Origin of the sequence: Akkermansia sp. GGCC_0220, from assembly GCF_017566105.1 — a bacterium.
GTDB lineage: Bacteria > Verrucomicrobiota > Verrucomicrobiia > Verrucomicrobiales > Akkermansiaceae > Akkermansia > Akkermansia massiliensis.
This window is the reverse complement of the sequence record NZ_JABFCI010000006.1, coordinates 35,244-48,787: the sequence shown is the minus strand read 5'-3', so window position 1 is coordinate 48,787 and position 13,544 is coordinate 35,244. Positions and strand designations below refer to the sequence as shown.

Genomic DNA, 13,544 nt, shown 5'->3' with positions numbered 1-13,544 from the left:
CGGCTTTCCGTTGTCTAACGCAGTGATGCGACTCCCCGAGATGAAGTTACCCCTTTTCCATCTGCTGGTTCCCTGCCTGTGCGTTCCGTTCCTGTTTTCCTCCTGCGGCACCACGGGTGGGGGCTCTTCCCCTTCTTCCTCTTCCAATGTTCCGGTGGAGGAAATGACCGGGTATTTTGAGGAAAGCGGAACCATTCCGGGACACCTGCTCAAGTGGGAGGACAATCCGTCCGTGCCCGGAAAGCTCCTGGTCGTGGTGGACAAGAAGAAGCAGATGATGTACGTGTACCGCGGGACGCACCGCATCGCGTATGCGCCCATCAGTTCCGGAAGGAGTTCCGGCATGACGCCCTCCGGCTATTTCCGCATCGCCTCCAAGGATGCGGACCACCATTCCTATTACGGCGCGTTCATCAATGCCGCCGGGGAGCTGCGGGACGGGGATATACGGAAGGATGCCGCACGGCCCGGAGAAAGGTTTGAACCGGCCAAGATGCCCTATTTCATGAGGGTGAACGGGGCTGTAGGCATTCATGAGGGGTACCTGCCCGGCCGCCCGTCCTCCCACGGGTGCATCCGCATCCCCCATCTGGTGGCGAAGAACCTGTTTGAAGTGGCTCCCGTGGGAACCCGCGTGATTGTCAGGGACGGGGATTGGAATATTCACGAGCTTCAGAAAAAGCCGTCCGGTATTTTCAGAACGGTGCATAAGCCGTCCGCCCCGCGGGCTGGCGCAAATTCAGCTTCCTCCGGGAAGAAGGAGCTTGTAAAGTCAGAGGCGTCCGTAGAGAAGGATGCCGCTGCCATGCCGCCTGTTGGAGAACAGGAAAACGCGCCGCTGCCTTCTTCCGGCGCGGACGCCGTGACCCCCTCTTCATCCCATGGACTCGAAGGACTGGAATAACATGCTGGCCGGGCGTTTGTACCATGCCCAGGATTCCGAATTGACAGCCAGGCGCCTTCGGGCGCGCAAGCTCGTCTTCCGCTACAACCAGTCCGCCCCGGAGGAGGAAGAACTGCGCCGGGAATTGGCGCGGGAGCTCTTCGGCGGCATGGGGGAAAACTGCTATCTGGAACCTCCGCTGCGGTGTGACTATGGAACGAATATCCGGCTGGGGGATCGCGTATATGCCAACTTCAACCTGGTGGTGCTGGACTGTGCCGCCGTCACGATCGGCAGTGACGTGCTGATAGGCCCCAATGTGGGGATTTACACCGCCACGCACCCCGTGGACCCGGGGCTGAGGCGGGACGGTTTGGAATTTGCGCTTCCCGTCACCATTGAGGACGGGGTGTGGATAGGCGGCCATACGGCCATTGGCCCGGGCGTGCGCATCGGGCGCAATTCCGTGATAGGCGCGGGAAGCGTGGTGACGAAGGACATTCCCGCCAACGTGGTGGCTGTGGGAAACCCCTGCCGCGTGATGCGGCCCATTACGGAAAAGGACCGCGAGGCCTGGGGTGCGGTGGAAAATGGTGGGGAGGCCGCTACCGCAGGAACGGAGGCAAATTCTCCTGCATGATGAAATTTGAATTGCTTTTGGGGACGGATGGTGCATAGTTGGCGCCCTCACAGTGTCGATTAGCCGCTGCCACGAGCTAAATACATTCAAAGAAAACACTTATGAGTAACGAAATCAATTTGCAGGAATTCAAGATGCATGAAAAGGATTCCGGTAGCTCCAGCTACCAGATCGCCCACCTGACCCAGCGCATCGCCCACCTGACCGACCACCTGAGCACGAACAAGCACGATGTTTCTTCCCGCCGCGGGTTGTTGAAGATGGTGGCTCTGCGCCGCAAGCTTCTTGATTACGTCAAGCGTGAAGATCTGGCCCAGTATCAGAGCCTGATTCAGCGTCTTGGCCTTCGCCGCTAAACGGCGGAGCATATTCCCGTTTGATTCGGCCGTTGCGGTTTTCCGCAGCGGTCGTTTTTTTTGCCGCGGGGGAAGGGCGGTTCCCCGTATTTTTGTTCCGGAAGAGGCCTTGACCTTTAAAAAATGTCTGTTAGCCTGACAGACATCTATGGAACAAATGACACGGGTCCAGCAGAACACGCTGAGAAAAATCGTGGAGGCGGCCATTGAACTGATGAGTGAAAAAGGGTTCCACCGCGTCAGCGTTCAGGAAGTAGGGAAAAAGGCCGGTATTTGTGAAAAGACCGTCTTCCGCTACTTTGCCACCAAAAAGTCCCTGCTGGATGAAATCATCCGGTACCGGGAATATGCCAGCGAACTGAAAAGGGAATTCGAGAACAGGAAAACGTGGGACCTGGCGCATGACCTGAAACTGGCTGCGCGCCTGTACTTCCAGGCGACGAAGGCCAAAAGGAACGCCTTCCGGGCCTACTTGAGCGCGCTGGACTCCGTGGATACGAACGGAGACGATTTTTTGCGCGACCCGCGGGAGCTTCATTCCTTCCTGTGCGACTACATGGGCGCCATGCAGGAAAAAGGAAAGGTCAGGGAGGGGGATGTGGGGCTCATGGTGCGCGCCTTTGTCAATACCCTGCACGGCTACATGCTGATGTACTGCCTGAATGACGACAGCAAGGCGTGGCAGGACAAGGTGGCCTCCATGAAGCTGACCATTGGCCTGTTCATTCAGGGATTTTCCCGGCAATGCACATCCTGCGGCGCATGAGCAAGCATTTGAAGGCCATTTCACTGGGCAGCATGGCCCTGGCGGCTGTGGGAGCCATCGGCTGGGGAGTCTGGCATTTCCGGGAGAGCCGCACCATGAAAACGGACGACTGCCGCGTGGAGGCGAGCATCGTTTCCGTGGGATCAAAGCTGGCGGAGCGCGTCACCAGCGTGGATGTGGAGGAAGGGGAAACCGTCCGCCGCGGACAGACGCTTGCCCACCTGGACGGCCGCACCATGCAGGCGCGCCTGATGGCTGCGCGTTCCCGCGTCAAGCTGATGCAGGCCAGGCATGACGAAATGCTGGCCGGCTTCCGTCCGCAGGAAATCGAATCCCAGCGGGCCAGGACGGCCCAGGCCTCCGCCAGCCTGGAACATGCACGGCGTGATTACGAGCGCATTGAAAAGCTGGTGAGGGAGCAGGCAGGCATCAGCTCCGCGGACCGGGACGCCGTACGGGCCACCTACCTGGCGGCGCAGGCGCTGGAGAAGGCGGAGCAGGAGAATCTGGCCCTCAAGCTGGAAGGTTACCGCGAGGAGGAAAAAAGATCCGCCCAGGCCCAGCTGGAAGCCGCACGGGCGGAACTGGAGGAGTTGGAAGTGCTGTGCGGGGAATGCGTGGTTAAATCCCCCGTGGACGGCGTGGTGGCCCGCAAGCTGGTGAACGGCGGGGAGATGGTCAGTTCCGGCCAGAAGTTGTTTTCCATTGTGGACGGCGGGGACGTCTGGCTCAACGTCCGCGTGGAGGAAACCAAGATAGGGCGCATCCGGCAGGGTCAGGACGTGCAGTTCACGCTGGACGGTTATGACGGCAGGGTTTTCCACGGCACGGTTTATGAAATAGGGGCGGCCACCTATGCGACATTCTCCCTGATTTCCACGGAGAACGTCAGCGGTTACTTCACCAAGGTCATGCAGCGCTTTCCCGTCAAGGTGAGCCTGCCGAAGCCGGAGGACGGCGTAGTATTCCGCCCGGGAATGCAGGGAAAGGTTTCCATTGATTTTTAAGGAAAAAGTATGAGCGGTCCGGTTCTGCAAACAATGGTTCCGGCGTGGAAGCGCCGCCTGCTGACGGGGATGGCCTGCGCGTGCACGATGCTGACGTTTCTGAATATGGGCTGCATCACGGCGGCCACACCGGATTTGTCAGGCACATTTGTGGTGGGCACCCTGGATGTTTCCTGGTCGGGTGCAGCGTGCCCGCTGGGAACTGCCCTCTCCTTTACCGTGGCGGCGTATCTGTGGGCGCGCATCGGGCTGAGAAGGTCCCTGCGCACGGCCCTGCTGATCATGCTGGCCGGAACCTTGCTGGGACTGGCGGCGGACCATTTCTTCCTCATGATTGCAGCCCGCTTCCTTCAAGGGGCAGGAGGCGGCCTGGCGCTGGTGTACGGAACGGGGCTGGTGAATGCCGCCCTGCCGCCGGAGCGCCGCGGCGTGGCGATGGGCGTGAAACTTTGTTCCATTGGCCTGGCTTCCTGCGCCAGCCCGGTAGTGGGGTGCCTGCTGGTGCAGTACTGGCACTGGCGGGGGCTGTTCGTCATCGTGGGTGCGGCCGCGGCCGTCCTGGCCGTGCTGACGACGCTGTACGTTCCCAACCAGAAGATTCCCAAGGGAGGGAAATTCGATTGGTTTTCCTTCCTGGCGGTGGGGATGGGATGCGTGTGCATGCTGATGGTGCTTATTTACGGGGAGACGGACGGCTGGACGGCGCCCGGCGTGCTGGCCTGGATGTACGGCGGATTTTGTTCCTTTGCCCTGGCCTTCATTTCCTGCATGACCCACCGCACCCCCCTGCTGGATGTCCGCGTGCTGGGCAACTGGCGGTTCCTGTGCGGCCTGCTGGCGTCCCTGTGCAACATCTTCTGCATTTGCTGGGTGCGGGTGGGGACGGTGCAGTTCATGCGCAATGTCATGAACTATGAACCGGTGGGCATTGCCTATGTGTTCATGGTTCTGGTGGCCGGATTTTGCGGCGGCGCGGCGCTGGTGCTCCCCCTGATGCAGAAGGGCAGGCTGGCCCTGCGGGTGGGCATGATGGCGGGGCTGCTGGCGCTGGGCGCCTCCGCCTTCTTCCTGTCCCGGCTGGACGCGGGCTGCTCCTGGCTGGACGTGGCGTGGCCCCTGGGGCTGTTCGGAATCGGTTATGCTTTCTGTTTGAATACGGCTACGCCGCTTGCCCTGAGAGGGGTGGAGGGGCGTTCCGCCGCCGCTTCCTCCCGGACGCTGAACACCGTGCGCTACATCTTCATTTCCCTGTACGTCAGCAGTGTGAGCACGGTATTGGCCCATATGAAAACGGGGTTCCGCTTCAGCATGGCGGAACAGGTAAGGGACGATTCCCCGGGAACGGCGCATACGCTTGACATGTGGCAGAGGCACTTTGCGGAAACCGGCGGCACGGCGCGGGAAATCCATGCATCCGTGGATGCGGTGCTGCAAAAGGCCGTGGCGCTCCAGAGCCAGGTGTTCTCCGTGGATACCTTTTATCTTTGCACCGTGATCGTGGGGGCGGCAGGTGTGCTGTTTGCCCTGTTCTGCCTGAAATCCGGCCAGGAAAGGAAGGCCGCTTCATGAAACGTCTGATGCTTCTTCTCATGGCCGCACTGCTGGCTTCCTGCGGCAGTCCCGCCGTATTTGAAAGGCCCGTCATGGAAATGCCGGAGGGAACGGCCCGGACTTCTCCCGTGGGGACCGGGTGGTGGCGCATCTTCAATGACCGTGCGCTGGACCGCCTGGAAGAAAAGGCCGTGGCTCATAACCGCGATCTTGTCCGCGCGGCCGCCCTGGTGGACCAGGCCTCCGCCCTGGCGGCGCAGGCGGGATCCGCCATGCTGCCCCGGGCGGAACTGGAAGCTGGAGCCAGCAGCGAGGAACTGTCCGAAGGTGAACGCTATATGAACAACCTGCCGGACCGGGCGAGGGATTTGTGGTCCATGTCCGGCGTGCTCTCCTATGAAGTGGACCTGTGGGGGAAGTTGCGGGCGCGCACGGAGGTCGCCCGGGCGGAACTGCTGGCTTCCGCCGCCGCTCGGGATGCGGTTTATCTGCGGCTGACGGCGGAAGTGGCCTCCGCCTACATCAATGTGCGCACGTGGGAGGAAAAATGCCTTATCATCCGCCGCGTCCATGCCTCTTATGAACAGACCTGCGCCATGTATGAAAAAAGGTTTGTGCAGGGGCAGTACCCGGAGCTTGCCCTGCGCCGCGTCCAGGCGGAGCGCTCCAAAACGCTGGCCCAGCTCAGGCTGTCGGAAAACGAATTGTCCCGTGCTGAAAGCGTGCTGTCCGTGCTGGTGGGGGACAGTCCCAGGCAGGTGATGAAGGGCGGAAGGCCCGGCGGGGGTAATGCCGCCCTGCTGGCTTCTCCTCCGGTCATTCCGGCGCGGCTCCCTGGTGACATGATCGAACGCCGTCCGGATATCTGGGAGCTGGAATCCCGGCTGAAAGCCGCCTTTTACGGAAGGGAGGCGGCGCGGAAGGACAGGTTCCCGTCCCTGGTGCTGACGGGGCAGCTGGGGCAGGTCAGCACCCAGTTGAACGAACTGCTGAACCAGTCTTCCAGAAATTATGAATTGGGAGCGGGCATTCTCCAGACCCTGTTTGACGGGGGGAGGAAGCGAGCCGTCGTGCGCGCCGCGGACGCCAAATGCGCCGCCGTCCAGGCCGCGTATGAGCAGGCTGTCCTGAACGCTTTCCGGGAAATCAGGGATGCCCTGGTGGAACGCCGCAAAAGCGCGGAGGTTTACGAGGCCACGCTTGATGAAGTGAACTGCCTGCGCCGCAGCTGGGACATTGCGTCCAGGCAGTATGAGGCCGGGTATGTGGGGCTGATGGATGCCCTGGATACGCACAGGAGCCTGCTGAGCGGGGAGCTGGACATGGCGGATGCCGCGCAGATGCGGCTGAATGCCGTCGTCAAATTCTGCAAGGCTCTCGGCGGCGGATGGCAGCGGCGCCCCGGTTCCTCATGAGGAACGGTTCTTGCCGCCGGGGATGCCCCCATCTGCTCCGGAGGAAGTTTTCCGGCAGGGAAGGGAGGGGATGTCCATTCCCGGCAGGTGGCGGGGAAAAGCACGGAACAGCGGGGCTATCAAACTATTTGCTTGCATTCTCCTTGACAGGGCTTATGCTGGCATCCGACGTTCGGGGACTCGTTTCCCGGTGCGTTTCTGTCGGGCATGCCTTGAGAAATTTTCGGATTTTCACAGGCTGTCAAGCCGGTAAGACTGGGCCGGAGCGTTTGATCCCTCTGGGATGTGCGCCCTGCCGCGCGGACAGTGTTCCCCTTTATTTTTGGGAAAAGGCTGCTGCGGATAACACTCTTCCTGAGGCACTGCCCGTACCTGACGCCATTCAGGCTTCCCGCCCGGAGCCGGTCTGAATGGGCTGATGAGGCTGCGGGTGACTGAAAGACAAGAAATATAATGAGCATACATTCAGTTGAATGCAACGTTGGTACGAATCCCATCACGATTGAAACCGGAAAAATGGCCCGTCTGGCAGACGGCGCGGTTGTCGTCCGCAGCGGCGATACCGTCGTTCTCGTGACCGTGGTGAGCGCCACCAAAGTCAAGGAAGGCCAGACCTTCTTCCCCCTGTCCGTGGAATACAAGGAAAAGGCCGCTGCCGCGGGCATGTTCCCCGGCGGTTACTTCAAGCGTGAAGGCCGCCCCACGGAAAAGGAAATCCTGACGTGCCGCATGACGGACCGCCCCCTGCGCCCGATGTTCCCCAAGGGCTACTTCTATGATACGCAGGTGATCACCCTTCTGCTCTCCGCCGACGGTGAAAATGAACCGGACATTCTGAGCATCAACGGCGCTTCCGCCGCCTGCGTCGTTTCCGACCTCCCCTTTGCCGAACCCGTGGGCGCCGTCCGCGTGGGCCGCGTTGACGGCCAGTTCATCATCAACCCGACCAATTCCCAGCGTGAAAACAGCCAGCTTGACCTGGTGTTTGCCGGGACGAAGGACCAGGTGATCATGATTGAAGGTTCCGCCAACGAACTGCCGGAAGAAGACTTCATCGCCGCCCTGCGCCTGGCTCAGGAAAACGTGAAGGTTCTTTGCGAAAAGCAGGAAGAGCTCCGCGCCGTCTGCGGCAAGGAAAAGCGTTCCTACGAACTCTGCCTTGCCAAGCCGGAACTGCTGGAAATCGGCTATGAAATTGCCGGTGACCGCATTGAAGACGCCATCTATGCCGCCTCCAAGGTGGAACGCCAGAAGAAGGTGGGAGCCCTGCGCGACGAAGTGGAAGCCGCCATCAAGGAACGCCATCCGGAAGCTACCGATTTTGACGTGGAACAGGTCTTTGAATACATTCAGAAGAAGGCCTTCCGCATCTCCATCATGGACAAGGACAAGCGCGCCGACGGCCGCGCCCTCAAGGAACTGCGCCCCCTGACCGCGGAAATCAACGTGCTGCCCTCCGTGGTGCACGGCTCCGCGATGTTTGCCCGCGGTGAAACCATGTCCCTCTGCCTGGCGACGCTCGCTCCGATGGAAGAACGCCAGTACATGGACAACTACACGGGCAGCGTGAATGAAAAGCGCTTCATCCTGCACTACAACTTCCCGCCCTTCTCCGTAGGTGACACAGGCCGTTTCGGCGGTCAGAACCGTCGTGAAATCGGCCATGGCGCCCTGGCGGAACGTTCCATCGCTCCCGTAGTGCCGGACGAACAGGAATTCCCGTACGCCATCCGCATTTCTTCTGAAATCATGGAATCCAACGGTTCCACCTCCATGGCCTCCGTCTGCGCGGGCACGATGTCCCTGCTGGCGGCCGGCGTGCCCCTCAAGCGCCCCGTGGCGGGCATTTCCGTGGGCCTGGTGACGGAACAGAATGACCAGCATGAAATCACCACGTACAAGACCCTTCTGGACATCATCGGTTCCGAAGACTTCTACGGTGACATGGACTTCAAGCTTTGCGGCACGTCTGAAGGCGTGACGGGCTACCAGCTGGACCTCAAGCTGCCCGGCATCCCCCTCTCCATTCTGGAAGAAGCCATCCACGTGGCGAAGGCCGGACGCACGGACGTGCTGAAAGTCATGAATGACGCCATTGCGGCTCCGGCCCAGATGAGCCCGAATGCTCCCCGCATTGAGACCACCAAGATTCCCGCCGACCGCATTGGCGAGCTGATTGGCCCCGGCGGCAAGAACATCAAGGCCATCCAGGCTGAATCCGGCGCCGACATCAACATTGAGGAAGACGGCACCGTGCACATCTACGCCTCCAAGCAGGAAGGCCTGGACCGTGCGCTGGAACTGGTTACCCGCATGTTCAAGACCATTGAAATCGGTGAACTGTACACCGGCAAGATCGTTTCCACGACCACCTTTGGCGCGTTCATGGAAGTGCTTCCCGGCAAGGACGGCCTGATTCACATCTCCGAGCTGGCCGAAGGCCGCACCGCCAAGACGGAAGACGTCGTCAGCGTGGGAGACGTGGTGACTGCCAAGTGCATCGGCATCGACGACAAGGGCCGTGTGAAGATGTCCGTGCGCGCCGCTCTGCGCGACGCCAAGGCAGCCGAAGCGGAAGCCGCCGGCATCACGGAATAACGGTTTTTCCGTTGAACCTTTAAACTTCCAGCCCCGTTTCCGGTTTGTTCCGGGAGCGGGGCTGTTTGATTGTTTAAGGGGGGGATTGACTGCAAGAAGGGAAGGGCTGTTCGCGTGATCTTCCGGATGTTTTTTTGCTGTTTCAGGGAGGAGCCGGGAAAAATCAGGCAGCCAAGGAGAACAGGCTGCGGAAGAAACCGGGAAGCGGTTTTGTTTTTGCAGCGGTATGTTTCTGGACCGCGGGCTGGATTCGTGCCTGCGTTATTGCCGTTCCTTCCGTAAGAAGATTTTTTTGGCGTACGGCATTCCTGCGGGACGTCAGGGATGTTCCTTTTTCTGCACGGACGCCGCTTTCACTTCAGCAGAAGGAGGCGTGCACAGAAAGCGGCCCAGCAGATCCAGCGTGGCTTTCACGTCCTTCAGGTCCGCCAGCTCCCGGGGAGAATGCATGTAGCGGATGGGGGGCCCCAGAAAAGCGGCGTGGCCGCCGTAAAGCTTGACGGGGACGAAATTGGCCATGCCGGGAGGGAAAGCGGTGTTCTTCTGGAACGAAATCCCGTGTTCTTCCGCCAGTTGGAGCAGTTGGGCAGTGATAGGCTGGTAAAAAATTTTGTCATGAGTGAAAATGACGGGGCCTTCCCCCATGGCCTGGCGGCTCAATCGCTCGTTTTCTTCACGGGGCGGCAGGTCGTCCAGCTGGACGGTATCCAGCGTGCAGTCAATAACAATAGCCAGTTTGGGACGGTTCCTGCCGCAATACGCCGTGGCTCCTGCCAGCCCTGTTTCTTCCTGGGAGGAGGAAAGGAGCGTGACGTGGTATTTCAGGTCTTTTTTGTGCCGGGACAGGAAGGAGGCCAGCTCCATCAGCATGAAGGAATTGAGGCGGCAGTCCAGGCCGTGGGCCATCAGGCGCGTGCCGTGCAGCAATTCCGGCTTGGTGGAGGGAACGCCGCGCCGGCCGACGCTCAAGCCCATTTCCCGTGCTTCCTCCGCGCTGGATGCCCCTGCGTCAAACAGGATGTATTCCTCTCCTGACGGAAGGGGCTCGCGGTTCAGCCACCAGCCGGGAACCGCCCCGGCAAAGGCGGTGACGGGGCCGTGTTCTCCGTCAAAACGGTAAGGGCAGGAAAGCATGGACTGGAAGTCCGGAAAGCCGACGGGCCTTACTTTCAGAAAGCCGGCCGGAGTGATGCCTGCAATGACAACGCCCACTTCGTCGGCATGGGCGTCTATCAGCAATTCCGGGGCGTCCGGGTCCGGGCTGCGGAACGTAGCCCAGGCATTTTGATGCGCGTCCGTGCCGGAACTGTCCGCCAGGGGCGCCACGTGCTTGAGCCAGAATTGCTGGAGGGGGGCTTCCGCTCCGGAAGTGGAGGGAATGTCCAGCAGGGAAACCAGCCGTTCCATGGACTGGCCGCTGAAAGGCGGCTGCGTTTCCGGCATGGAGGCCACGCAAAGGTTGAAAAGAAGCAGTGGAAGCAGCAAAAAGCGGATAGAGGGCATTCCCCAGCCTATCATGGAAGAAGGGCGGGAAGCAATGCTGGAGGAATGAAGTGCGCGGTCCGCATGGCAGATTTTTTTGTTTCCCGTTCTTGACAGGATTTTTTTGGTTCCTATGATGCGAATGCCCGTTGCGTTTTACGGACACCCCCGCCATACATGATTCTTTTTATCATCTTCGTTATTCTTTTCCTGATTCTGGTCAACGCCTTTTACGTTGCCGCAGAATTCGCAGCGGTGAGCGTGCGCCGCAACATGATCCGGGAGATGGCGGAAGGCGGCAGCAAGGTGGCTGCCCATTTGCTGAGGATTTTGGAAAACACGAAGGAACTGGACCGCTACATTGCGGCCTGCCAGTTCGGCATTACCATTTCCAGCCTGATTCTGGGTGCGTACGGACAGGTGGAACTGTCCGCCTATCTCCTCCCCCTGTTTGAACGGTTTGGCGGCATGGATTCCGTGATGGCCAATTCCGTAGCCGCCATTGTAGTGCTGGTCGTCCTGACGGTCCTGCAGGTGATTCTGGGGGAACTGATGCCCAAGTCCCTGGCGCTGCAGTTTCCCAAGCAGGCGGCCCTGTACACGTATTACCCCATGCGCTGGACGCTGACCTTCTTCGCATGGTTCATTGACTTCCTGAACGGAAGCGGTCTTCTGCTGCTTAAACTGTTCCGTCTGCCCCCCGGAGGCCACCAGCACATCCACTCCCAGCAGGAGATCAACATGCTGCTGGATGAAAGCCACCAGGGCGGCATGCTGGAGGAGGATGAGCATGAACGGCTGCACAGCGCGCTTTCCCTGGCGGAACGTACGGTGGAGCAGATCATGATTCCCCGTTTCCAGCTCGTCTGCCTGGATGTGGACGCTACCCAGGAGGATATTCTGAACATGATTGCGGACAGGCCCCATACCCATATTCCGGTGTATGAAGGAAACCGGGAGGCCGTCATCGGCATGCTGCACATCAAGGACATGGTGGCCGCGTATGCGGAAAAGGGTGTTCTGCCCCCCCTGCGCTCCATGCTGCGGCAGGTGCCGTGCGTGATGGAGATGCAGACGGTGGAGATGCTGATGTCCCGTCTGCGGGAGGACAAGGCCAAGGAAGCCTTTGTGCTGGATGAGTACGGCAAGTTCGTGGGGCTGGTGACGCTGGAACGGCTGCTGGGTGAAATGGTGGGGGATATTGATGAGGAATTCATCCGCTCCGGGGAAAAGGTGGAATACCTGCCGGACGGTTCCGTGCGCATTCCCGGCATGATGCGCGCCCATAAGGCGGAATGCCTGGTGCCCTTCCTGATGAACGGCGCCACCACAGTGGGCGGCTGCGTGATCAAGCACATGTCCTGCATTCCGAAGGAGGGGGACCGCCTGATTATTGCGGGGCGCGTGCTGGTGGTGGAAAAGATGGACCACAACCGCGTTTCCTCCATCCTTCTGTTGCCTCCAGAGAAAAAGGAGGATGAACCTGCCATGGAAAGCGGGGTGGAATCATGATGACGATTTTTATTATTCTGCTGCTGATTGTACTGAACGGCCTGTTTGTGGCCGCGGAATTTGCGCTGCTTGGCGCGCCCCGCGCGGCTCTTGAGCAAATGGGGGCGTCCGGCAACATGGTGGCGCGCCGTGTTTCCCAGATATTGAAAACGCCCCGTTTGCAGGACCGCTACATTGCCACGGCCCAGCTCGGCATCACATTCGCCAGCCTGGGGCTGGGCATGTACGGGGAGCATGCCGTGGCCGGATGGCTCCACGAATGGCTGGCCCAGTACGGCTGGGCCTCCTGGCTGGTGGCGCATGGCGCAGCCAGCGTTCTGTCCGTAGCGGTGCTGACGTACCTGCACATCGTGCTCGGGGAAATGGTGCCCAAGGCTCTTTCCCTCCAGTACGCCACGAAGCTCTGCCTCATCATTACGATGCCCATGTACGTGATTCAGCTCTGCCTGTATCCGCTGGTGGTGGGCATGAACACCCTGGGCAACTTCTTCCTGAGGCTGCTGGGCGTGGACAGGAATGAATCCAAATCCCATTACCATTCTGCGGAAGAACTTCAGTACATCATTGAGGAAAGCCATGAAAACGGCGCCCTGCCGCAGGAATCCGGCCGCATCATGGACGGCCTGTTTGACCTGGAAGACCTGTATGTTCACCAGGTCATGACTCCGCGCGTCAGGATAGACGCCATTCCGGAAAGAGCTGGGCATGAGCAGATAAGGGAAATCGTGCGCCGCACCCGCCGTACCCGCTACCCTGTCTACCGCGGGGACCTGGACCACGTGGTGGGCATGGTGCATGCCCGTGACCTGTTCCGCATCATGCTGCGCGGGAAGGCCCTGACGTCCGAATACATCCACGCCATTCCCAAGGTGCCCAAGACGGTGAAGTTTGACAACGTGGTGGAAATCATGAGGAAGGACAATGTGCGCCTTGCCATCATTCTGGACGAGCATGGGGGAACCTCCGGCCTGCTGACCCTGACGGACGTGTTTTCCGAGGTGATGGGCTGGGACCGCGGCCGCATCAGAGTATTGACAGACCTGCCGCGGGACGCGGTGGGCTTCTCCTGCGACGTGTCCGGACTCGCCCGTATTGAGGAGCTGGGGGAAGCCATGGACATGGACTTGCAGAGTGAAGAAATCGATACTGTGGGCGGCCTGATTCTCAATCTGCTGGAAGCTCCGGCGGAGGAAGGGGACACCGTGGGCTACCGCGGCCTGGAATTCAAGGTGACCCGGACGGAGAACGGCGGTGTGGAACGCTGCACCGTAACCCGGATTACTCCACTGATGCGGGAGGAAGCTCTGGAAGAAGAGGAATAATCGGCGGGGCTC

Annotated in this window: 11 protein-coding genes; 10 read left to right on the top strand and 1 reads right to left on the bottom strand. The window is 60.2% G+C overall.

Going from position 1 to position 13,544, the window contains the following annotated elements; genetic code table 11:
* The first annotated feature begins 40 nt into the window (after positions 1-40).
* The 8 genes from HJW02_RS05945 to HJW02_RS05910 all read left to right on the top strand — a co-directional run bounded on the left by HJW02_RS05945 (position 41) and on the right by HJW02_RS05910 (position 9,216).
* Positions 41-904: a L,D-transpeptidase family protein gene (locus tag HJW02_RS05945; protein WP_180971041.1), complete on the top strand. Its 864-nt coding sequence runs from the start codon at positions 41-43 to the stop codon at positions 902-904.
* On the top strand, positions 882-1,523 hold the full coding sequence (locus HJW02_RS05940) for a sugar O-acetyltransferase (RefSeq protein ID WP_102721917.1): 642 nt from the start codon (positions 882-884) through the stop codon (positions 1,521-1,523). Before HJW02_RS05945 ends, HJW02_RS05940 begins: the two co-directional genes overlap by 23 nt.
* A 101-nt stretch (positions 1,524-1,624) precedes the next feature.
* Entirely contained in the window at positions 1,625-1,879 is a 255-nt protein-coding gene (gene rpsO, locus HJW02_RS05935) for a 30S ribosomal protein S15 (protein WP_022396563.1), read from the top strand.
* Between the two features lie 148 nt (positions 1,880-2,027).
* On the top strand, positions 2,028-2,645 hold the full coding sequence (locus tag HJW02_RS05930; protein WP_022396564.1) for a TetR/AcrR family transcriptional regulator: 618 nt from the start codon (positions 2,028-2,030) through the stop codon (positions 2,643-2,645).
* Positions 2,642-3,652, top strand: coding sequence for an HlyD family secretion protein (locus HJW02_RS05925; protein ID WP_180971040.1), 1,011 nt, complete (start codon positions 2,642-2,644; stop codon positions 3,650-3,652). Before HJW02_RS05930 ends, HJW02_RS05925 begins: the two co-directional genes overlap by 4 nt.
* 9 nt (positions 3,653-3,661) lie before the next feature.
* Positions 3,662-5,221: an MFS transporter gene (locus tag HJW02_RS05920; protein WP_102721915.1), complete on the top strand. Its 1,560-nt coding sequence runs from the start codon at positions 3,662-3,664 to the stop codon at positions 5,219-5,221.
* Positions 5,218-6,618: an efflux transporter outer membrane subunit gene (locus tag HJW02_RS05915; protein ID WP_102721914.1), complete on the top strand. Its 1,401-nt coding sequence runs from the start codon at positions 5,218-5,220 to the stop codon at positions 6,616-6,618. Before HJW02_RS05920 ends, HJW02_RS05915 begins: the two co-directional genes overlap by 4 nt.
* Positions 6,619-7,071: 453 nt before the next feature.
* The gene (locus HJW02_RS05910) at positions 7,072-9,216 is read left to right on the top strand and encodes a polyribonucleotide nucleotidyltransferase (protein WP_102721913.1); all 2,145 of its coding nucleotides are present in this window, start codon (positions 7,072-7,074) and stop codon (positions 9,214-9,216) included.
* 318 nt (positions 9,217-9,534) lie between these two features.
* Here the strand turns inward: HJW02_RS05910 and HJW02_RS05905 are convergent, their stop codons facing one another.
* A complete protein-coding gene (locus HJW02_RS05905; RefSeq protein WP_102721912.1) occupies positions 9,535-10,734 on the bottom strand; it encodes a hypothetical protein in 1,200 nt (399 codons plus the stop codon).
* Between the two features lie 141 nt (positions 10,735-10,875).
* Here HJW02_RS05905 and HJW02_RS05900 point away from each other — a divergent pair, with 141 nt between their 5' ends.
* A complete protein-coding gene (locus HJW02_RS05900) occupies positions 10,876-12,210 on the top strand; it encodes a hemolysin family protein (RefSeq protein WP_022396570.1) in 1,335 nt (444 codons plus the stop codon).
* Complete coding sequence (locus HJW02_RS05895) at positions 12,207-13,532, top strand: hemolysin family protein (protein WP_102721911.1); 1,326 nt, start codon at positions 12,207-12,209, stop codon at positions 13,530-13,532. The genes HJW02_RS05900 and HJW02_RS05895 overlap by 4 nt, the downstream gene beginning before the upstream one ends.
* Positions 13,533-13,544: the final 12 nt, after the last annotated feature.

Coding starts and splice junctions, on each gene's coding strand:
- HJW02_RS05920 (WP_102721915.1), top strand. CDS start 3,662: ATGAGCGGTCCGGTTCTGCAAACAATGGTTCCGGCGTGGAAGCGCCGC.
- HJW02_RS05940 (WP_102721917.1), top strand. CDS start 882: ATGGACTCGAAGGACTGGAATAACATGCTGGCCGGGCGTTTGTACCAT.
- HJW02_RS05905 (WP_102721912.1), bottom strand. CDS start 10,734: ATGATAGGCTGGGGAATGCCCTCTATCCGCTTTTTGCTGCTTCCACTG.
- HJW02_RS05925 (WP_180971040.1), top strand. CDS start 2,642: ATGAGCAAGCATTTGAAGGCCATTTCACTGGGCAGCATGGCCCTGGCG.
- HJW02_RS05895 (WP_102721911.1), top strand. CDS start 12,207: ATGATGACGATTTTTATTATTCTGCTGCTGATTGTACTGAACGGCCTG.
- HJW02_RS05910 (WP_102721913.1), top strand. CDS start 7,072: ATGAGCATACATTCAGTTGAATGCAACGTTGGTACGAATCCCATCACG.
- HJW02_RS05945 (WP_180971041.1), top strand. CDS start 41: ATGAAGTTACCCCTTTTCCATCTGCTGGTTCCCTGCCTGTGCGTTCCG.
- rpsO (WP_022396563.1), top strand. CDS start 1,625: ATGAGTAACGAAATCAATTTGCAGGAATTCAAGATGCATGAAAAGGAT.
- HJW02_RS05915 (WP_102721914.1), top strand. CDS start 5,218: ATGAAACGTCTGATGCTTCTTCTCATGGCCGCACTGCTGGCTTCCTGC.
- HJW02_RS05930 (WP_022396564.1), top strand. CDS start 2,028: ATGGAACAAATGACACGGGTCCAGCAGAACACGCTGAGAAAAATCGTG.
- HJW02_RS05900 (WP_022396570.1), top strand. CDS start 10,876: ATGATTCTTTTTATCATCTTCGTTATTCTTTTCCTGATTCTGGTCAAC.